15 protein-coding genes and 1 pseudogene are annotated in these 20,690 nt (G+C 67.7%); 1 reads left to right on the top strand and 15 read right to left on the bottom strand.

Annotated features, from left to right (window positions below; all coding sequences use genetic code 11):
- Positions 1-113: 113 nt before the first annotated feature.
- The 15 genes and pseudogenes from ltrA to Apa02nite_RS46980 form a co-directional block, all read right to left on the bottom strand.
- The gene (ltrA, locus tag Apa02nite_RS46910; protein ID WP_239165065.1) at positions 114-1,565 is read right to left on the bottom strand and encodes a group II intron reverse transcriptase/maturase; all 1,452 of its coding nucleotides are present in this window, start codon (positions 1,563-1,565) and stop codon (positions 114-116) included.
- A gap of 655 nt (positions 1,566-2,220) precedes the next feature.
- Positions 2,221-2,421 (bottom strand): annotated as a pseudogene (locus tag Apa02nite_RS46915) (transposase); the annotation flags it as partial.
- 148 nt (positions 2,422-2,569) lie between these two features.
- Positions 2,570-4,852 carry a putative bifunctional diguanylate cyclase/phosphodiesterase gene (locus Apa02nite_RS46920; RefSeq protein WP_203830934.1) on the bottom strand — a complete coding sequence of 761 codons (2,283 nt, stop codon included), beginning with the start codon at positions 4,850-4,852 and terminating at the stop codon, positions 2,570-2,572.
- A gap of 317 nt (positions 4,853-5,169) precedes the next feature.
- Complete coding sequence (locus tag Apa02nite_RS46925; protein WP_203830935.1) at positions 5,170-5,610, bottom strand: hypothetical protein; 441 nt, start codon at positions 5,608-5,610, stop codon at positions 5,170-5,172.
- Positions 5,607-6,077, bottom strand: a complete 471-nt coding sequence (locus Apa02nite_RS46930; RefSeq protein ID WP_203830936.1) for a hypothetical protein — start codon at positions 6,075-6,077, stop codon at positions 5,607-5,609. Before Apa02nite_RS46930 ends, Apa02nite_RS46925 begins: the two co-directional genes overlap by 4 nt.
- 30 nt (positions 6,078-6,107) lie before the next feature.
- On the bottom strand, positions 6,108-6,470 hold the full coding sequence (locus Apa02nite_RS46935; protein ID WP_203830937.1) for a YbaB/EbfC family nucleoid-associated protein: 363 nt from the start codon (positions 6,468-6,470) through the stop codon (positions 6,108-6,110).
- 128 nt (positions 6,471-6,598) lie between these two features.
- Positions 6,599-6,805 carry a YbaB/EbfC family nucleoid-associated protein gene (locus Apa02nite_RS46940; RefSeq protein WP_203830938.1) on the bottom strand — a complete coding sequence of 69 codons (207 nt, stop codon included), beginning with the start codon at positions 6,803-6,805 and terminating at the stop codon, positions 6,599-6,601.
- 332 nt (positions 6,806-7,137) lie between these two features.
- A complete protein-coding gene (locus Apa02nite_RS46945) occupies positions 7,138-8,916 on the bottom strand; it encodes a serine/threonine protein kinase (RefSeq protein WP_239165067.1) in 1,779 nt (592 codons plus the stop codon).
- A 56-nt stretch (positions 8,917-8,972) separates the two neighbouring features.
- On the bottom strand, positions 8,973-10,961 hold the full coding sequence (locus Apa02nite_RS46950; protein WP_203830940.1) for a cation:proton antiporter: 1,989 nt from the start codon (positions 10,959-10,961) through the stop codon (positions 8,973-8,975).
- Positions 10,958-11,749 (bottom strand): protein kinase domain-containing protein, encoded by a 792-nt coding sequence (locus Apa02nite_RS46955; protein ID WP_203830941.1) that lies wholly within the window; start codon positions 11,747-11,749, stop codon positions 10,958-10,960. Before Apa02nite_RS46955 ends, Apa02nite_RS46950 begins: the two co-directional genes overlap by 4 nt.
- Before the next feature lie 19 nt (positions 11,750-11,768).
- Positions 11,769-12,830 carry an FHA domain-containing protein gene (locus tag Apa02nite_RS46960; protein WP_203830942.1) on the bottom strand — a complete coding sequence of 354 codons (1,062 nt, stop codon included), beginning with the start codon at positions 12,828-12,830 and terminating at the stop codon, positions 11,769-11,771.
- Positions 12,831-12,832: 2 nt separating this feature from the next.
- Positions 12,833-13,252 carry a hypothetical protein gene (locus Apa02nite_RS46965; RefSeq protein ID WP_203830943.1) on the bottom strand — a complete coding sequence of 140 codons (420 nt, stop codon included), beginning with the start codon at positions 13,250-13,252 and terminating at the stop codon, positions 12,833-12,835.
- A complete protein-coding gene (locus Apa02nite_RS46970) occupies positions 13,237-14,712 on the bottom strand; it encodes a hypothetical protein (protein ID WP_239165068.1) in 1,476 nt (491 codons plus the stop codon). The genes Apa02nite_RS46965 and Apa02nite_RS46970 overlap by 16 nt, the downstream gene beginning before the upstream one ends.
- A 296-nt stretch (positions 14,713-15,008) precedes the next feature.
- Positions 15,009-16,547, bottom strand: coding sequence for a hypothetical protein (locus Apa02nite_RS46975; protein ID WP_203830945.1), 1,539 nt, complete (start codon positions 16,545-16,547; stop codon positions 15,009-15,011).
- Between the two features lie 129 nt (positions 16,548-16,676).
- Positions 16,677-18,872: a ricin-type beta-trefoil lectin domain protein gene (locus Apa02nite_RS46980; RefSeq protein ID WP_203830946.1), complete on the bottom strand. Its 2,196-nt coding sequence runs from the start codon at positions 18,870-18,872 to the stop codon at positions 16,677-16,679.
- A 558-nt stretch (positions 18,873-19,430) separates the two neighbouring features.
- On the opposite strand from Apa02nite_RS46980, the gene Apa02nite_RS46985 reads away from it, so the two are divergent.
- Positions 19,431-20,492, top strand: coding sequence for a hypothetical protein (locus Apa02nite_RS46985; RefSeq protein WP_203830947.1), 1,062 nt, complete (start codon positions 19,431-19,433; stop codon positions 20,490-20,492).
- Positions 20,493-20,690: the final 198 nt, after the last annotated feature.

Raw genomic sequence — 20,690 nt, forward strand, 5'->3', positions numbered from 1 at the left:
AAGTAGAGTCGGGTCGGGACGCGGTTCCAGCGTTTCGGCTGGCCCGTTTCCCCGACCCGCTCTCCGAACTGGACGTGCCCGTTACCGAGCATCCAGCTCTCCACAGGTCCCGGTCAGGCCGGTGCGGTTTCCCTCATCCCTGCGGTCGGCCACGGGCTCGGGATCTTCGATCCGCGATATCGATAGCGTTTGGTGCCCATCGTCGCGGGGTCGAACAACCGGTGAGATTCCGTGGTCGGCCATCCTCCCTCGTCGCCGTAGCGTCGGAGAAGTGACATCCAGGCGGATTTGCGGTGCTTCTTGCGGATCCAGTGCCAGACCCGGTGCCACGTGTAGTGGTGCAGGTAGCTGAACGTCGAACTGGATACGCCCCACCTGAAGTACGCGCTCCAGCCCAGCAGGGCCGGGGTCAACCGGTCCAGCAGGACATCGAGCGGCTGGTTGACGCCTGTCTCCCGGCACACCGTCTTCACCTTGGCCGTGATGGAACGCAGAGCCTTCTTCGACGGATAGGTGTAGACGTAGTACCGATCGGTGCCCGGCTTGCGATGACGCTGGATGCGCCACCCCAGAAAGTCCAGGCCCTCATCAATATGGGTGATCAACGTCTTCTCCGGAGACAGGCGCAAACCCATCCCGGAGAGCACGGTCGCGGCCTGTTCCCGAAGGTGTTCCGCGTCGGTTCTGGTGCCTGCAACGAGCAGGCACCAGTCGTCGGCGTAGCGCACCAGGCGGCAGTTCGGCAGGCCCTTGGCCCGCCGTTCGCATCTGCGCCAGGGTTTCGAGAGCGGCCCTCCCGGATGCCGGGCGACGAACTCGTCCAGCACCGACAGCGCAACATTGCTCAGCAGCGGCGACAGTATCGATCCTTGCGGGGTTCCGAACTGGCTGGCCCTCAGCCGGCGGTCCTCTCCGAAGATGTCCGCCTTGAGGAACGCCTTGACCAGGCCCAACACGCGTCTGTCTCCGATCCGCTTCCGCACCCGGTCCATCAGGGCCGGATGTGAGATCTCGTCGAAGCAGGCCGTGATGTCTCCCTCCACCACCCACTCATACGAGCGGGACGAGAGCATTCGTACCTCGGCCACGGCGTCGTGGGTCCGGTGTCCGGGGCGGAACCCGTAGCTGCACGGGAGGAAGTCCGCCTCGAAGATCGGCTCCAGCACCAGTTTCATGGATACCTGGACCACCCGGTCGGTGATCGTGGCGATCCCCAGGCGGCGCTTCTTGCCGCCCGTCTTCGGGATCATCCGTTCCCGCACCGGTAGTGGCCGGAAACTGCGGTCCTTCAACGAAGTTCGCACCTCGCCGAGGTAGTTCTCAGTTCCCCGCACGGCCTCGATGAGCGGTGCTGTCGCCCCGTCCACTCCGGCCGTCCGAGCACCCCTGTTCCCTCGCACCCGAGCCCACGCCACCAGCAGGAACGCGGGATCGGTCACCAGATTGAACAGGTCGTCGAACCTGCGATGAGGTTCCTGTCGTGCCCATCGGTGCAGCTTGGTCTGGATCCTCAGTACCCGGTCCTGCGCCCTGAGCAGGGCGAGTTCCGGATCGTCGGTGTTCACCGGCGTAACCTCCTGACGTTCCAGCATCCAAAACCGCTGACCTGCTGGACCCCTTCGCCATGTACGTGCCTCTCGCACGCTCGGACTACTACGGGTCCTCCGCCCCGCCCACGGCCGACAGCCGGCAACGGGCCTGCCCACCACCGAACGGGATGTCCGGTGGGAGGGCGACCGTGGACGGTTCCCACGTTCACCAACAACCGATCGGTCAGTTAGGCGCCCAGCTCTACCCCGACAGCCTCGCCACGCCTACGCCGCAGGCATTCACCGTGGCCTCCCCACCGACTTCGCTATCCGGCTTCGGAGTCGACCTGCCCGAGAAACCCGGACAGCTCGTGCGCTGCGATACGGCCCATATCCACCAGGTTGGAGCCGTCACTACTCTTACGGGGCTTCGACCACTGGTTCACTCGCGTTACACCTTCTGACCTCGCTAGACGGACCCGCCCCGTCTGGTAGTCCCGGAACGTCCCGCCGTTGTCGAGGCTGCTCCCACCCGACCCGGCGTTCCCCGGGCCCGGCTGCCTCCAGCTTCAACCAGGCTGCTGCGACAGCCCGGCGGAGAGGTCTCTCACCCCTCTCGGTTCATTCACGCTCATAAGCGTGCTGGCGCTTCGTGGCGCACCCCGAAGTAGTAGTACGTGATCGGTTTCTACGGCAGGTCATGCGGCAGATACGCCCACTGACACCCGGTCCGGTTCTGATGCAGGATCGCGTTCACGATCTCCCGCAGATCCTGCTCACCGCGCTGGCCGGCGACCGACACCCGCCTGGCCCGGCCCGCGTCCAGAAACGGCCCGATCAACGCCCACTGGCCGTCGGTCACATCACTCGGATACGGCTTCCGATCACCCATGACCAGCCCAACCTCACCGCGACACAACCGGTCGTGACCGATATTCATCGTTCACGCCATCGAGTTATCTCTATGTATCGTGAACCCGCCCAACGATCTCCAAACGGACTCAGGGCATAGATAGTCACGAGACTTAACTAACCGCCTCTCAGACCGACATCATCGGTTTGCCCTGCTCCCGCCTATCGGCAGCGGCGCGATGTTCGATGATCCACCGGTCGAGGTCGCCAGCCGGCATCGGGCGGGCAAAGTGGTAACCCTGCGCAATGTCGCAACCCAGCTCACGCAAAGCATCAGCAGTCTCCTGATCCTCAACGCCCTCAGCGACCACGGACAGGCCTAGGTTGTGGCCGAGACTGATCGCCGAACGCACCAGCACGGAGCCGCCGTGGCTGACGGTCATCTCCTGGACGAACGATTTGTCGATCTTGAGTTCGTCGACGGGCAGCCGCCGCAGGTACGCCATCGACGAATGCCCGGTGCCGAAATCGTCGATGGAAAGCCGGATCCCGCCGGCCCGGAGCGCTTGCAGAACGGTCAGCGCCCGTTCCGGGTCGGTCATCACCATGCTCTCGGTGATCTCGAGCTCCAATAGGTCGGCCGGCAGCCCGGCCTCGTGCAGCAGACTGAGCACCTGCCCGGCGAAACCGACGTCCTGCAGGCACCGGGTGGACAGGTTGACCGCGACCGGGATCGGATGGCCGGCCTGCTGCCAAGCCTTGGCCTGGCGTACGGCCATGCCCAGCACGTGGGTGGTCAGCGGGCGAATCAGGCTGGTCGTCTCGGCAATCGGAATGAACGAGTCCGGCGCCATCCGTCCCTGCTGCGGGTGCTGCCAGCGGATCAGGGCCTCCACACCGCTGATCCGCCAGCTCTGCAGGTCGATCTTGGGCTGGTAGTGCAGGCTGATCTGGTCGCCGGACTCGATCGCCCGACGCAGGTCTCCGAGCAGTTCCAGTCGCAGCGGCGCGCCGGTGTCCCCGGCTGGGTCGTACTCCTGCACATTGCCGCCGTGATGCTCAGCCAGGTGCATGGCGGTGTCCGCGTGCCGTAGCAGCGTCTCCGCGTCGACGCCGTGCTCGGGACCGCTCGCCAGGCCGACGTTGGCGTCCACGTCGAGGCTCACGCCGTCGAGCTGATATCCGCGACGTATGTCCGTGAGCAGCCGCTCGGCCTGGACCCGGGCCTGATCGAGGTCGTGCCCGGCCAACAGGATCGCGAAGTCGTCCGCGCCGACGCGGGCGACCGTGGAACCGGCTGGTGCCGCGGTGGACAGCCGACCGGCGACCTGGGTGAGCAGCAGGTCGCCGTGGCGCTGACCGAGCACGTCGTTGACATCCTTGAAGTTCTGCAGGTCCAGCATCAGCAGAGCGACCGGCTGGCCACCACGCAGGGCGGTCTCGGTGCGCTCGGTGAGCAGGGCACGGTTCGCCAGGCCGGTAAGCCGGTCGTAAGAGGCCGCACGGCGTATCGCCCGGCGATAGGTCCAGCCGCTGATCCCTGACACCAGCAGGGTAAGCAGCGCACCGGCGAGCAGGGCCAGCGAGCCGAGGCCGAGCCCATGCGTCCAGCCGAGCCCGAACGCGGGTGCGGACACCGCGACATACCAGTCGTTGGCGTTGCCGGAAGTGGCCAGAACGCGCTGGAAGGCGACCCGGCGCCCGCCGATGGTCGTCACACCCTGGTCCTGGTCGGCAGCAGCGACCTCGGTCAGTGGGTCATCGTCACCGATCACGGCGGCACGGCTGTCGACGATCACCGTGCCGGTGCTCGCGTCGATGATCGAGGCGGCAATGCCGTCGGATCCGGTGCGCATCCGGAAGCTGTCCAGGGCGATCTCGTAGTGCACGATGCCGGTGTGCCCGGCGGCCTTCACCGATGTGGAGTTCGAGATGACAGCGTTGTGGGTGTCCGGCGATTCGTACTCGCGTGCCTGGTAGACCTGCCCTACACCGAGCGCGAGGGTAGGGGCGAAGAAAGCGTTGGCCGCCTCGTCCTGCGACAGGTCACCCGCCGCGGCCGGCACACCGTCGACGACCCGCGCTATCTCCGAACCGTCACTGTCGATGAAGCAGGCCTCGCCGATACGACCGGGGAACAGCTTCTCCAGGTACGCGAGAGCGCCGTTGACCCGGTCCAGCAGCGGGCCTCCGGCCGCGATCTTCCGCCGGTTCGTGCCCGGCGCTCGGTAGAAGTCGGTGAACGCGGGATTGTCGGCGAGCACCGCGTTGATCGCCCGGGCACGCTCGAAGTAGTTCTCCAGCGCCTCAGTCTGATGCCCCAGGGTCACGTGCAGAGTGCTGTCCTGCGCCGTAACCTGCCGTTGCCTGGCGGTCAGCACACTGGCCACCACACTGAGCAGCAGAACCAGTAGCCCCAGCAGGAACGCGACCGAACGGATCCGGCGCGCGACCACAGACCCGCCCACCATTTCTCCTCTCGCCCTACTCTCGCGGCAGCACGACAGTTCATCGGCAGGATCAGACTCTCGCTGAGGACTGCAACCGGCATGCTGCCCAGCCGAGGCGGACGACCGGCGCGGCGGAGGCGCCATCGGGTACGTCTTCAGCAACAGCGCGCCGCCCCGTGGGTTCGTCACCCTCAGCGCACGCGTCCACGGGCGCTTCGGCGGCCGACCGTCTACCCCACCGCTGGTCAGGTCGTGGTCGACAACCCGGCCGGCGACGCCCGCACGGCAGCCCCGCTCCGGCCTGGGATTGGGACGACATCTGGCGATGACGACGGTTCTCAGGTAGGACGAGTCCGGCGGGCGACCACGGTCGTCGCGTACAACGCTCCAAGTACCTCGACGCCCGCGAGGGCAAGGGCGAAGGTCTCGGTCAGCCCTGCCACTGCGGCGATACCGAGCTGTCCAGCGATGAGAACGGTCGCAACCACCAGGCCGAGCAACCGTGCAAAGTGCAGCCCTGCAGCGGCGCGGGCGAGCCGGTGCCCGTGTCGTCCGCGCACGACTGCGATCAGCGCGAGGAGTGTGATGACGGCGCCGGCGGCGGCGCTGACGCCGAGGACCGTGAAGGACGCGGCCTCCGCCGCGGTGATGCTGTGCCGGTGGCAGGCGCTCCATACCAGGGCGCCGAGTGCGGCCAGACCGGCTTCGGCAAGCACGAGGATGCCGAGAAGCAGCCCGAGCAGAGCATTTCCGGGCGCTGCGGGGCGTGGGCTGGTCATGGTTTGACCGCCGGCGGCCAGTGGCCTTCATGGAACCCGGGGTTGTCGAACTTCTGGCGTAGCGTGGCGTCGGCCGACGAGCAGACACCTTTGAGGATCTCGGCGCCGGTGATCATCGAGGCGGAGCAGATGAGGGCTGCTCCGGAGGCGATGAACGGTGCCGCGGGCAGTCCGACGATCGTGGCGCTGGAGCAGATCGCGCCGATCAAGCCCACGACCAAGGCCAGCAGCGCCGTGGTACCCAGGTCGCGGTACACGTCGGTCGCCTCATCAAGAAGACGAACCGTCTTGTCCAGCAAAGAGTCGTAGGTGTTCGACAGCCCCGTTTCGAGGCTGGCCCAGGACAGCTGCACGGGGCTCAAGCCCAATGTCTGGGCACCGGCGGAGGCACTATTGGTGACGTGAGCGACGCGTTCCCAGCGTGCCGCGTCGGATCGCAGCGCTTCCAGCGCCACCTGCAACGTCATGAAGGTTCCCCCGTTCTACCCGGCCGACAGCTATCGAGTTATCCGCATGGACCGAGCCAGCTCGAACGGATCCTGCAAGGCGCGCCGCGCCTGGCCGAGCGAACTGTTGGCGACGAGCTGGTCCACTCCGTGCGCGGCCACCTCGCCGTACGCGGCACGGAAAGTGGCAGCGACCTGCCGGCCGATGTTCGCGTCGTGAGCTCGCCGTAACCAGGCACGGTCGAACCGCACACCGGTCAGTTCACCGCCACCGGTCATGGTGACCGTGACCTCGCGGTGCGGGCTGTGCCCCGTGTGGGTCGCCCCCAGGGTGGCTTGGAGACCGCTGGAGACCTCGTCGATGCCGCGTTCGATCGCCTCGACGATCTCCAAGAGCCGGGTCAGCGCCGCCACCCGATGACTCTCCGGCATCTGCCCGCTCGCGATCTCGTGCAAGCGCTGCTGAAGTCCGTCCGGATCGAACCCGATGTGTTGGGCGACGGCGCTTCGATCGGCGCCCGGGTCCTCCGCCGGTGGGACCTTCACCTGGCCGGGATCCAGGCCCTGCTCCTCGCTGTAGGACTGCCCCACGCGCCGAGGCGCCGCAGCAGCGCATCCTGCACTGCGGCCACCACCGCGGCGGACAGGCTCTCGGCATCGAGCCGGTTCCGCCAGTCGGGGACAACCGTGACGGCGACGACCCGGCCCTCGGTGTCCACCGTCACCGTGACGGCTCCGGACTCGTCCACTCCGGGAGTGGCCGCCGCCCGTGCCGCTACGTGCGCGCTACGGAGCAGGCCCCACCCTCTTCGGTGAGTTGCGTGAGATCGCCGGCCCGGCTGTACGACATAGATCATCCCCGTTGATCGCGCGAATCTGGCGCACCTCGGTGAATGGCCAACACCATCGGACTCTCTCAATACTTACTGAACGGTGCAACCCCGTCGCGCTGAGCATCCATGCCGGCGGCCGAGGAGCTCCGGCCGCCGGGGTCCCCGCCGCGTGCGGCGTTCAGGGCCGCGTGGTGTTCCTCGCACGGATCGCCTGTCCGCCGTCGATCGGCAGGCAGACACCAACCTGATCAGGTTCGGATATCGATGTCGTTGAAGGAGACCGATGCGGGAAGGTGGTCGGAGGTGTTGAGCACCCCCAGGACGACACGGCCCTCGGTGAAGGTGGAGTCTTGCCAGGTACCCAGCTCTTTGCCGTCGTGGGTGAAGATGAACTCGTCGCCCTTGGCGGTGATGCCGACGGTGATCGGCTCGTCGTGCGCCACCGGTGCGGCGTAGGGAAACTTTGCCAGTTCGGCCATGTCGCCATCCTTGCCGAGGCCGTGGGTCATCAGGCGGTAGCCGTCGGCGCAGACCGCCAAGAGGTGTCCTGCCTCCCCGTCCGATGACGTGCTGAACTTGCCGAAGCGCAGCCACACCGCCGCGCAGCCGTCCCCGGTCAGCAGCCGGGTCGTCACCGTGACGGTGAAGTCGCGGAAGGTTCGGCGTGGTCCGAGGCAGCGGTACGGCCCGGACGACTTCTTCGTCACCACCAGAGCGCCGTCGAATGAGCAGGATGCCTTGTTCGCCGTGTCCTGCACCACCCGCCAGTTCTTCTGAACGGTCAGCGGGTCGGCGACGGCCGTATTCCCTTCGGGCGTGGTCTCCGCCTTGCTCGACGGTGAGACCGGCGGCTGGGAAGCCTGTCCGGAGGCGCCCTGGCGGGTGTCGTCACGGTTGACCGGGATGAGGCCGGAGGCGATTCCCGCGAGCAGGGACACCGCGACGACCGCGGTAAAGGCCAGCACGACGGAGGCTGTCCGGCCGAGTCCTTGCCGGGGCTTCGGCGTTTCGGTTTGCGGCCGGGCCTCGACCCATCTGGTCGTCTCGGACCCGGGTGTACCACCAGCGGGCACGGCCACCGTGGGATCGGGTTCCTCGACCGGGGCCGGCCGCGGATGGAACCGGGTCGTCACCGAAGCCGGGCTCGACACGGCATGTCTGTCGTCGGCGGCTTGGGCGTCGGCCACCGCCTCTCGCAGTGCCGGCCGCTGATTCAGGACGGACGTGGCGTCCCCCGCCCGTTGTGGGCCGGCGTGCAGAAGCCGGTCCAGCAGTTCCCGGGCGGTGGGCCGGTCGGCCGGGTCCTTGGCGAGGGCCTGTTCGACGAGGTCGCGCAACGATCCGGGTAACCCGTCCAGGTTCGGTGGCATGGTCATGATGCGGACCGCGACCATGTGCGGCATGTCGGCGGCGAATGGGCTGCGGCCGGTCCCGGCGTAGGCGATCACCGCGCCCCAGGCGAAGATGTCGGCGGCCGGAGTCAGGGAGCGGGCGGAGTCTTCGTCGAAGCGTTCCGGAGCCATGTAGGCCACCGTGCCGAGCACTTGACCGGCTCGGGTGAGCTGGGTGGCCTGTTCGACCGCGCGGGCGATCCCGAAGTCGATCACTTTCGGGCTGCCCGGGGCGAGCAGGACGTTGCCGGGTTTGAGGTCGCGGTGGATGACCCCGGCGCCGTGGATCGCGGTGAGAGCCGTCGCCACACCGATGGCCAGACTGTGCAGGTTGGGCGAGGTCAGCGGCCCCTGCTCAGCGACGACCGTGGCGAGGCTCGGACCGTCGACGTACTCGACGACCAGGTACGGCTGCTGATGCTCGGGGTCGGCGTCGAGGACCTCGGCGGTGCAGAACGGTGGCACGGCTTGCGCCCGCTCGACCTCGCTGCGGAACCGCTGCCGGAACTGCGGATCGTCGGCCAGCCCCGCCTTGATGACCTTCACAGCGACACGACGGCCCTCCGGGGCCACGGCCAGATAGACCGTGCCCATGCCGCCTTCACCGAGCCGCCCGATCAGCTCATAACGTCCCATACGCCGAGGGTCACCCGGCTTCAACGGACTGCCGTCCACCGGCCCGGTGGCATCGGTCATGCGCTGGTCACCTGTGTCGCTTCCTGGTTCGGCGTCCCCAACCGGGACGCCCACTTCGCCGGGGCCGCACCGGTCCCGGCGTCGGCAAGGACCACGACATTAGCGCCTGCCCTCGAGTCCGCCGCCACGACCATCGCCCCGTCCGATTCGCCGTCGCCCAGCCCTTCCCGCACAGTCAAGCCGTGCCGACGCAGTTCCCGCACGGTCGCCGCCAGACTGCGGGCGACAGGCGGTTCCGCGTCGACGACCAGGGCGACCTGGTAGGCCGCCGCCAGCTCGGCGGCCGTTCGCAGTACGGCGTCGGCCCGGGTGGCGCCGGTGAGACGAGCGATCACCGCGCCGGGCGGCGCCGGCAGAGCGGCGGCGAGGGAAATGACCGTGCCTGCCGGCGGCGTGCCGCCCGGTTGTCCGTCGGTCATGACAACCAGGTCGGGCTCACCCGCACGGACGATGTCGGCGAGATCCTCCGCGGGGTTACTGCTGAAGCGTGCCACCACCGGCACGTCCAGTCCGTTCCCGGCGCGTGCCGCCAGTGCGGTCAGATCGGTCATCGCCTGGTTCATCTCCAGCAGACCGCTGCCGATCTCCAACGGCGCTGGCGGGTACGGCACCAGCCGCGCCAGCGCGAGAGTCGCCGGCCGGCGGTACCTGACCAGCGCGGTCGCCAGGTCCAGGACCGCTGTGGCGTCGGGCTCCGCGTCGGGCACCACCACCAGCGCCTGGTACCCGGCGGTGCCGCGCAGTGCCGCCCGTTCCGCTGCGGCGACGTCGCGGTCGGCGACGCGCTTCGGGTAGATCCATCCGAGCAGCGGGCCGGCCATCATGGTGGTGACCAGGGCCATCACCACCATCATCGAGAAAATCTGCTGGTCGATGATGGCCAGTTGCAACCCGACGGACAGGATGACGATCTCGGTCAGGCCGCGGGTGTTCATCAACGTCGCCAGAGCGCCGGCCTGCCGCGCCCCGACCCGGTTCAGCCTGGCGCCGGCGTACGCGCCGATGAACTTTCCGCTGATCGCGACGAGCAGGATCAGCGCCAGTTCCAGCAGCGTGCTGCCGTCGATGGTGGAGAGGTCGACCTGCAGGCCGGCGACCACGAAGAACACCGGTAGCAGCAGCAGAACGCTTACCTGTTCCAGGCGTTCGAGGATCTCGTGGCGCAGCGCCTCGCCACCAGCCCGCGGCATCACCGCCCCGAACACGAACGCGCCGAAGATGGCGTGCAGGCCCATGATCTCGGTCAGGTAGCAGGAGATCAGTAGTCCGGCGAGGATCACGGCCAGGACGTCGGGGGTGAGCCGCCCGGCACGTTCGCGGGCCACGGCCAGGCGCCGCAGCAGGGGGCGGACCCAGCGGAACATCACGACCAGGAACGGGATGATGCCGAGCACCTGCCAGGGCAGGCCGCCGTCGGCGGTGCCGACCGCCACCACCACCGCCAGCAGGGACCACGCGATCACGTCGTCGACTGCGGCGCTGGCCAGGGCCAGGCCGCCGACCTCGGTGCGGATCAGGCCCCGGTCGGTGACGATTCTCGCCAGGACCGGGAACGCGGTGACGGCCATGGCGGCGCCGAGGAACAGGGCGAAGGGCAGGATGTCGGTGACGTCGTGGCGGCCGGCCAGCCACAGCGCCAGCACGGCGCCGAGCCCGAGCGGTGCCACGATCGAGCCGATCGAGACGCTGACCGCGATCCGCTGCCGGCCGCGGACCAGGCTCTGGTCCAGTTCGTAGCCGACGATGAACATGAACAGCACCAGGCCGACGTTGGCGAGCCCGGCCAACGCGGGACGCACGTCGGCCGGGAACAGCCGGTCGCTGACCAGGGTGCCGAAGATGCTCGGCCCGATCAGGATGCCGGCGATGATCTCGCCGATGACCGGTGGCTGGCCGATCTTGCGGGCCAGCGCGCCCAGTGCCCGCGCCAGCACGATGATGACCGCCAGGCCGAGCAGCAGCTGACCCACCGCGTGTGAGGTCACGGCTGGATCCCGGCGATGCGGTCGGCGAGGGTGGCAGCGTCCGGCCGCTGGTGCGCCGGGCCGAGACACTGCCGTACCAGGTCTGCGACCGGTCCGGGCAAGCTGTCGCTGACCCGCGGGGTGGTGGAAAGCACGCGGCGCAGAGCGAGCAGGCCGTCGGATTCGGGCAGATCCCCGTAGACGCCGGTCCCGCTCGTCACCCGGTGCAGCACGACACCCAGAGACCACACGTCGCCGGCCGGGCCCGGGGTGCCGCCCAGCAGCAGGGCCGGGTCGACGTACTCGATCGCGTCGAGAGCGCCCATCCCGGTGACCGTCATCCCCGCGGTGAACACGTGGGACAGCCCCAGGTCGGAGAGCCTGCCGCCGTCCGGGTGCAGCAGCACGTTGCCCGGTTTGATGTCGCGGTGCGCGATGCCCGCCGCGTGCAGGGCCGCGGCGGCCCGCGCGGCCGCGGCCAGCGCCCGCAAGCCCTGGACCGTGGTGTACGGCTCGGCGGGGTCGGCGAGTGACCCGGCGGGCAGGTACTCCATCGAGTAGAAGAACACGCCGTCCTGCTGCCCCGCGTCGATCGGGGTCACCAGGTGCGGGCAGCGCACCGCCGCGAATGCGGCCAGTTCCCGGGTGGCCCGGCGGAACGCCACGTCGCTGGACTCGGCGTGCAGCACCTTGACCGCGACGAACTCGACGTCCAACGGCAGCCGGCGCGGGCGCCGGGCTAGGAAGAAGTACCCGTGATTGCCGGAGCCGAGCGGGCGGATGAACTCGTAGTCTGCGATTCCCTGCACCTGTTGATGTCCCTCACGTCTACGTATTGCGGTGAGACTCGTAGCGGAACCAGCGCGGTCCCAGGTCGATCCGGGTACCCGGGGTGATCACGGCGGGCACACCGGGGGTGAGCTGTTCGGGCCGGGCGGCGCCGGGGCGGTGCAGCAAGGTGCCGTTCGCCGAGTTCAGGTCCACCACGGCGACGTGCCACCCCTCGAGGCGGACGCGGACGTGGCGGCGGGACACGCCGCTGGCCGGGCCGGTGATCCGCATCGGGTTGGCCCGCTGAGCCGCGACGTCGTCGTCGACGTCGGGGTCACGGCCCACCACGTAGTCGGTGTCCAGGCGCAGCGTGCTGCCGTCGTCGAGCAGCAGTACCCCCAGCGGCGGCCGCGGCCCGAGCCGGGACACCTGGGTCAGCTGGGCCATCGAGATGCCACAGATCTGGCAGTACCGCTGATCCGGGTCGTTGAAGTGGTCGTCGCGGCAGAGCACACCTTCGACCAGAGCCTGGGTGGCGGGCTGCGGCGGTTCGGGTGCGGGGCCGGGATCGGGAGCGTATCCGGGCAACAGGATGACGGCCTCGAACGGAACCGCCCGGTCGGGCCGCCGGGCCGGAACCATGGCCCGGCTGGCAGGGGCCTCCGGACGGGCCGGCTCCACCGGCTGTTCCAGTTGTGCCTCGAGGCCGGCGCCGCTGACCACCCCGGCTTCGAGAGAGGTCCGGGGATCCGGCATACCACTGCCCGGCAGACTGAGCCGTAACGTCGACAGCGGGCCGTCGATCGTCCGGAATTGCAGGATCGGCCCCCGCAATTCGACAGTGCCCTGCCGGGCGTCCGCCACCGCGACCGCGCCCCCTCGTACCAGAACGGCGGGGTTTTCGCCCAGAGCGGCGACCGCGCAATCCGGACCGTCGCTGCCGAGCCGACCGGCCAGCCGGGCGATCAGCACCGAGCCTGCAGCATCTCCGGCCTCGGCGGCGATCTCCCGCACGAGCGCCACCAGAGCATCGGTCTGGGCGCCCCCGTCCGCGCAGACCGCGAGCAGCGGGCCGGTCCGGATGACAAGCCCGGCGCCCGGCAGCAGTCGCACCCGCATGCTCACACCAGCCTCCCGCCGCGGAACCGCCACCGCAGGAACGGCACCCGCATCGGCCCGTTCGCGGCGAGCCAGACAGCCACCCAGACCACCCCGAAGTGCACGGCGAAGGCCCATCCCGGGGGCACCGCCCCGATCAGCGGAACCGCGCCGGCCTTCAGCAGGAACCAGAGCAAAAGCCCTTCTGGTACGCCGGTGAGCAGTCCGAACAGCGTCGGCCAGTCCTTCTCCCAGCGGAACTGCATCAGCAAGTGGTACAGCAGCTCCCAGCCGATGCCGATCACCGCGACCGCCAACAGCACCACGAACGCGTCCCGGTAGCTCAGGGGCAGCAGCGGAACCAGGACGAGGGTGACCAGTGAGCCGACCAGCGCGATCAGGAAGAACCTGGTCTGGATACGGCCGATCAGGATCGGGACCACGAGGCACTTCCTTCCACCGGCCGATTGAGACTCCAGCGAATCCACTGGGCGGTCGAGCGCAGCGGCCCGAGCCGAGGTGCCCAGCCGCGTCGGGCCAGGTCGTCGGCGATCTCCTGTGCCGCCACCTGCAGCCCGAGGAACGTGTCGACGCCGGGGAAATAGCCGCCGAGCGTCGCGGTCCCGGAGGCGTACAGGGCCCCGTCACCGCTGGCCGTGCCCTTGACCTCGAACGTCCGTTCGACCTCGAGACGACCCAGCGGGTTGCGCCCGGCTCCGCCGTTGGTGAGCAGATCGCTGAGCAGCCGGTGGTCGGCGATGTCGGCTTCCAGCCCGGTGCAGTCGATGATGAAGTCGGAAGCGATCCTTTGCACGCCGTCGTCGCGCTGCACGATGCTGGTCAGCCGGTTTCCCGGCTGCACCTCATCGACCAGGCCCCGGTAGGCGCGGTACCAGCCGCCGTCCCGGCCGGCCTGCATCTGCTGCTGCCACCGGCGCCGTTTCGGGGTGTTGGTGCCGCCCATGCGCCGGTACTCGGCGGCGCGCTCCTCACCGTCCAGCTTCCGCATCTTGGCCTTGAGCTGCCCGCCCCACACCGACTTCGGATAGTTGAAACCCTGGTAGGCGAACCCGTGCCCGCCCTTACGCCGCGACCACCGGTGCGGGCCGTGCGAGCCCGTCACGAACGTCCGGAAGACGTGCTCGATCTCGGTCTGCAGACCGAACTTCTCGCGGTCGTCCATCAGCCGCTGCAGCACCCGCGACGCGACGATCCCGCCGCCGCGCACCATCACGGTACCGGGTGCCGTCTTCAGGCTTTCGTACACGTGTTCGTGCGGCTCGTAGGCGTTCACCACGTGGTGGAAGTCGCCGTGTTCCTCCCGGAACGCCTGCAGATCGGGCAGGAACTTCAGCCCGGGATAGCCGACGGCGATGTGCACGAACCGTGACCGGTAGGCGACGCGTTTGGTTGACGTGGTTCCGGCGGGCGGGGTGAGGATGGTGAAGTAGCCGCCGCCGGCCCGGCGACGGACCATCCGGACCACACCCTTGACGAGCATGTCCGGGTACGCGATCCGCGCCGACTCCCGTTCCAGGCTGGCGAACACCGCCCCGGCCCGTGGCGTCCAGTAATCGGCGAAGATCGGCTCACCGAGCACGTGCAGCAGCGGCCGGACGCTGCGTTCGCGCCAGGCCTCCGACAGTGCGTACGACGGAAAGCCCCAGATGTTGTCCGGCCGCGACGAGGAATCCGACCGGATCCGCTCCGGCACCGGAATCTGCGACACCCGGGTCAGGTACTGATAGGTCTGCCACGGATGGTCGATGTTCGACAGCACGGCGATCTGGCCGGTCGGCACTCCGGCGATCCGCAGATAGTCGACGGTGACGAACGACCCGATCCCACCGCCGACGGTGACGAAGGGAACATCTCGCACCTCGATGCCCGACTCATGAACCATCGCATCCGTCCACAAAGGACTTTCGAGGAGCCGCGATGTCAGCTCGCCGGACATGCCGGCGGTCCTGGATTCCATTGGCGTTCTTCCCCATCGACACATGTTGTTGCCGCTCGACGGCCACATGGATACCACAACCCAGCAACGCCCCCGGCATCCGTACCGATGGCGGTCACCCAACTACCTGCCACACCGCCCAAACGATTCCAGCCAGGCAATCGCGCATCAGCAGTCATGAGGTCACGGCAGCCGGGCTCCGCCGGTCTCGAATGTCCGCGCTCGCTGGCGGTCGACGATCGTCAGCGAGTTCCGGATGCCCAGATCACCTTGGCATCTTCGTCGCGGTACAGCACAAGGTTGCCGTCGTCTTGCATCCACAAGGTGCTCGCGCGACTGCCAGCCGTGCCGGACGCCCAGAGCACCTGGTCGGCGTGGTCGTAGAGCACGAGCCCGCCGTCGTGGTTGACCAGCCGATATCCGCGCAGGGCACCCATCACCCACAGTGGCGTGCGGCCGGCAGCGGTGATCCGGTAGAGGACCAGGTTCCCGTCGGCCTGCATCCAGAGCCAGTAACGGCCGTCGGCCGAGCACAGCGCCGCCCCACGAAACAGCGACCGGCCGGGGCTGAGTACTGCTCGGCAGGGATCGCCGCGCAGTGCCGTACCCACGTCGGTGTACAACGGCTCCTTGGGATTGCCGTTGATGTCGCGCAGCCCGAAGTGGCATTCCCCGTCGGCCGGGTCCGCACGGCACGTCGGGTGCGACCGGGGCGCATCCTGGAACGAGTAGATGACCATGGGGCCGGTGTAGGGGCGCGACCGCCACATCCGCACGCCCTCCTCGATGGCGTCACGAACACGTTCCACCGATTGCGGCGTACGGGAGCCGGTGGTGGGAAAGCCGAATTCGGTGGCCCAGATCTTCTTGCCCGCGTCGCCGTGGCTGACCATGACCGCGCGCAGCGCGGCCAGGCCACCGCAGTCGGGATCGTCAGGTCCGAACCCTGACCAGTACCGGTACCAGGTGCCGGCGGTGCAGGGCGTTATCGCGTACGAGGGAAGGTGCCCGCCCGTCCAGTCCGGGTAGGGATGGTAGGCGACCGCATCGAAGTAGCCGCCCATCCCGTGCTGGTACGCCCATTCCAGCCAGTCGCGGGCCTCATTGTCGTTGCGCATCGCGCTTCCCGTGGTGACGACGTCGCCACCTGCGGAACCGCCAGCGAGAACGGTGCACTGCGGGCAGCGGGCCTTGACGCGTTGGTAGGCGATCCGGGTCAGTTCCCAGTACCGGCCCGCGCGGGTGGCGACGCTGTTGTCGCCGTAGTTGCCGAAGTGGGTGATGTTGGGTTCGTTCCACACTTCGTAGGCCTGGACTTTCGGGCCGAAGTGCACCACGGCGGCGTCGACGATGTCGGACCAAGCGTCGTCGCCGGTGGGGAAATAGCTCGGTTTCCGATTGCCGTTGGCCCACGGCGCCGAATAATCAAGTACCAGGAGTACGCGCGCGCCACGTTCGTAGGCGGCATCGACGCGCGGATCGAGATCCGACCAGTCCGGGGCACAGGTAGCGCACTGCTGGACGTCGTCCCAGAACAGGTCGAGGCGCAGCAGGGGTTTCTTGTCGCCCAGGTATTCGTCCATGGCCGTGATCCGGTCGACAGCGTTGTCCGGGCCGCCCCCGTCGGCGAACCCGACGTCATCGGACGTGAAAACGTAGGACGGTGCAACGGAGGCCTGGTCGGCGCCGGTGGGTGCTGCGGGAATGCCGTTGAACAGCAGACCCAGAACCGGTAGAACGATGTGTGCGGCCAGTCGACCCAAGTGTGCCGCGGGCGCCATGAAGTCTCCTGGTCTCGTTTTTGAGAATTTGGTACACCATGCGCAGGCGCTGCCGGGTGTGACAACGGGCAACGAGTGTCGTGCCGGCGGGTACTGCTGCCGGCACGACACTCGTTGCAGCGATGACCCTTACAGACGGCGCCACTTCTGACTGACCGCGGTGGTGACGCAGTCACGGATCTGCAGCTGGATGCCGTCGCCGCGGTCGGCGTTGGGAATGTCGACGCACCGGCCGGACTGAGGATTCACCAGGTTGCCGTTGGCGTTGAACACGAACCGCTGGCCGCCGCTGCCGTTGCAGGTTCCGAGTTGCAGGACGGCGCCGTTGGCCTTGGAGCCTCCGGCGACCTCCGCGCACTTGTTGTTGAGACTCAGCAGCGTCTCGCCGAGCGCGATCCACTTCTGGGCGGACGAGCTGTTGCAGGTCCAGGTCTGCAGCCGGGTTCCCGCCTCGAAGGTGGAGCCGTTGACGTCGATGCACTTCCCGCTCAGGGTGCTGGCGATCGGGACGTCAAAGACGTTGGTGGACCAGATGGCCTTGCTGTCCTTGTTGCGGTACAGGACGAGGTTGCCGTCGTCCTGCAGCTGCAGGGTGCTAGGGCCGTTGCCCGCCGTGTTGGAGGCCCAGACGGACGTGTTGTCAGCCCGATAGATCACGAGGTTGCCGTCTGGCTGGTTGAGGAAACGGGCACCGTTGGTGGTGTTGGAGGCCCAGATGGCTCGCGGGCCCTTGTAGATCACCAGGTTGCCGTCCGGCTGCAGGTTCAGGGTGATCCCGGTCTGCGTGTGCAGGACGCGGGCTTCTTCCAGGCGCTGCCCGGAGCTGAGCCGTGAGCCTGTGCCGAACCACTGCTGGTTGGTGGCGTCGTTGACGTCAGCGGTGATGGCGGGTGCGCCAGCGTCACGGCTGGCGCCCTGGATGGTGATCGCGCGGTTTACCTGCTCGCTGATCCAGATGTAGTTGTCGCTGACCTTCTTGTAATAGAAGAACTGGTCGGCTTTACCATCACAGGTGCGGACGACGAAGGCGCTGCTGCCGTCGGCAAGGCTGACGCACTTGGTGCGGTCCTTGGCGCTGATCAGCCGGTAGCGGCCGCCCGAGTTGTAGACGCGCATCCCGATCCACAGCTGGTCGTCCGCGTGGACACAGCCGCGCTGCTGCAAGGGGGAGCCGTCGCTGGTGCTGCCGTTCTTGAGGCCCAGGCATTGGTCGGAGTTGACGTTGCGCCATTCCCAGGATGCTTTGCTGGGCCGGTTGGCGTCGTCGACGGCGACCTGGTACTGCCCGATCCGGACGAAGTCGTCCAGATCGCTGGGGTTGGCGATGAGCGCTTGCGTGGCCGCGGTCAGTAGATTGTCGAACCCGTCAGTGACGGCTTGAGCCTTGATCGACTCAGCCAACCGGCGGTCGGCGGCTTCTTTCTCGGCCAACTGCCTATCAAGATCAGCTTTGTTCGCGGCATGGATACCGGTGTCAATGAACGCCCGCCAGACGGCGTGATCGCTGCTTCGCAAGGCCCGTTCGGCGGCGGCCCGGATTTCGATTCGGTTCGTCGCATCGACGGTTTCCCAGATCCACCGGATGAAGTCGTCATCGCTCATGACGAGTTTGCCGCTGTCGGCCACAACGCCGAGCACAGCAGCTGCGGCCCGCAAGGCTCCTTCACGGGCGATGCGTGCCTTCGTCGCCTCGCTTTGGTCTCCGCTCGCCTTGATCGCGTCCTGTACGTCCTGGTCGGCGGCTGTCATGACGCCGGAGGCCAGGAAGCTGTGTTCAGCCTCGCTGCCAGCCTTGAGAGCAGCGTCGGCTGCGGCCTTGACGCGGGCGCCTGCCGCCTTGGTGAAGATTTCGAAGACCGTGTCACGTTCCGATTTCAGCAGCATCTGCCCGTCAGCGTCGATGGCGACTCCGGCGGCGGCGTAGGCGGCCCGTCGCAAGTCGCGTGCCTGCCGGGCGGCGGTTTCCTCGGCGATCTTCTTCGTGTTATCGGCCTTCTTGGCGTCAAAAATTCCGACCCGGATGAAAGCGCGGCAGACAACGTCGCTATTTTCACTATCGGCAGTCAGTACCAGTTCGGCAGCATCACGAATTACCGGAAAATTGGCGGCGTTCTGCCAAATTTTGAACACAAAAAGGCAGTCAGTTTTGCCAAGCCAAATCTCGTCCGGCTCGATGTCGATCGTGCGGGCAGCGAGTACCTTTTCCCATTCCCAAGTGGGCAGACCGTCATCCTCGATCGGATTGATACTAGCGACCGCGAAAGACGATGGCCCTGCGGGTGTAGGCGCGGCAGAAGCCGGCGCCGGACCGGTGAACAGCGTCATGATAATGGCTGTAGAGGCCGCTGCGGCCAAGCCTCGATTGGCGAGCCGCGCCGTGGTGTTGTGCATGCATTTCCCCGTCGTCATTGCTGTTTTGCCTGGTCAGCAGCTCATCCGGCCGATGCGAAATGTTTGTGACGGCAGTCACTCGCATAGTGGATAACCTGTTCAAAAGTAGGCCCGGCGACCGTAACCAGACCACTACAGGGCAGTCAACATCTACGGAGATTTATCTCCCTATCGAGGACTGTGGGCGCAGCCTACAGGGTTGCGGCAAGCCATTCACGGCCGCGAGTGGCCTGGTGCGTCGAAGAGGCATCGTGTTAGATGATCCTGAGGGTAACCGCGGCCACCTGATTCACCAGCATCTTCGTCGTTGCCATTCATGCCGACGGCTGGTCTCGCGTACCTGTTGACCTGCGCAAATGTGGCCAGAATTGCCTCGCCGCCGGTTCGCGGCGGAGCAAGCGGCAAGCGGCAAGCAGGATAAGACGATCCTTAATCTGCTTGCCATGAACGGGGGAATGGACTATGGACTCAAAATCATGGGCCCGGTGGGCGGTGACGGCGACCGCAGCAGCGGCGACGTCGGCCGTGCTGGCCGGCACGACGACAGCGGCCTGGGCGCTACCGACACCGAGGTCCACCGTCCAGACGACGACGGCCGGGTTCGACCAGGCCGCAGCTGACCGGCTGTACGTGAACTACCTGGCGCACTACGATCCTCGCTCGCTGGTCCGGACCGCAGCCTGGAACGCGTTGACCAGCAGCAATGTCGACGCGACCGTGGCACGCTTTCTCAACTCCGGCCTCGCCTACGTGGTGGAACGCTCCGAGCAGCTCGCCGCGCGCAACGCTGACTTCGCCCGCCGGATCCTCGCCACGCACACCGCCACCTACGCCCCCGAGGTGCACGCCGCTGCGCAGAACGCGCTGAACGGCGGAGCTGCTGCCCTCGCGGTCTTCGCCCGTACCGGATATGCCGAGGCGATGCAACGCGACCGGACGACGCGAGAGGAAGCCGGAGCGCAGGCTGCCGCACTCGTGCAGGCTGACCGCGACTTCGTAGCCCGCCTACGCGACAACGATCCCGGCGCACAGGTGCGCGCGGCCGCCGGCTACGCGTTACGCGCGGGGGCAACCGATGCCGACGTGGTGGAGTTCTTCGCCTACGACTGGACCGCCGCGGCCAGCCTCGACATGCAAACCCAGCAGCTGCAGTGGGCGAACACCGACATGATGTGGCGAGCCACCGCGACACGGCTACGGGACGAGGCGAAGGCCGCGGAAATAGCCGCAGAGGCCGCCGTCGGCGAGGCGCGGGTTCAGGCACGCACGGCGGCCGCCCGCGCGTGGCACCTAGTCGGCGAACAAGTGGCGCCGGCGCTGACCACCTGGGACGTCGCCGAGCAGACGGCGGCGGCGCAGGCAGCCAACTGGCAACAGATCGCGCAAGCCGCCGCCGACGAGATCGACAACCCGAACTGGCAAGCCGTCGCCGATCGAGCGCAGGCAACAGCGTCGCAGTGGGCGACCATTCGCGACAACGCCGTCCACCCCACCACCTTTTGGGTCGACCTCTACCAGGTGGCACTGACGGGCGAACAGAAAATGCAGCCCTAGCCGGGCCGCACCACCGCGCTATAGACCGCTCGACGGCGATCCCTCGCCGCGCGAGGAGTTCTTCATGCCTTCTGCGCGCCATTCGATCTTCCCGCACACCAGAGAACAGGTGCCGTGAACAGCATCCACCCGGCAATAGACCTTCCGCCCCGCCGCCGCAACAGCCGACCCCGACTGGGTCGATGGGCCACCGCCCTG

Source organism: Actinoplanes palleronii (assembly GCF_016862315.1).
GTDB lineage: Bacteria > Actinomycetota > Actinomycetes > Mycobacteriales > Micromonosporaceae > Actinoplanes > Actinoplanes palleronii.

Coding starts and splice junctions, on each gene's coding strand:
- Apa02nite_RS46920 (WP_203830934.1), bottom strand. CDS start 4,852: ATGGTGGGCGGGTCTGTGGTCGCGCGCCGGATCCGTTCGGTCGCGTTC.
- Apa02nite_RS46925 (WP_203830935.1), bottom strand. CDS start 5,610: ATGACCAGCCCACGCCCCGCAGCGCCCGGAAATGCTCTGCTCGGGCTG.
- Apa02nite_RS46930 (WP_203830936.1), bottom strand. CDS start 6,077: ATGACGTTGCAGGTGGCGCTGGAAGCGCTGCGATCCGACGCGGCACGC.
- Apa02nite_RS46945 (WP_239165067.1), bottom strand. CDS start 8,916: ATGGGACGTTATGAGCTGATCGGGCGGCTCGGTGAAGGCGGCATGGGC.
- Apa02nite_RS46960 (WP_203830942.1), bottom strand. CDS start 12,830: ATGCGGGTGCGACTGCTGCCGGGCGCCGGGCTTGTCATCCGGACCGGC.
- Apa02nite_RS46970 (WP_239165068.1), bottom strand. CDS start 14,712: ATGGTTCATGAGTCGGGCATCGAGGTGCGAGATGTTCCCTTCGTCACC.
- Apa02nite_RS46975 (WP_203830945.1), bottom strand. CDS start 16,547: ATGGCGCCCGCGGCACACTTGGGTCGACTGGCCGCACACATCGTTCTA.
- Apa02nite_RS46980 (WP_203830946.1), bottom strand. CDS start 18,872: ATGACGCTGTTCACCGGTCCGGCGCCGGCTTCTGCCGCGCCTACACCC.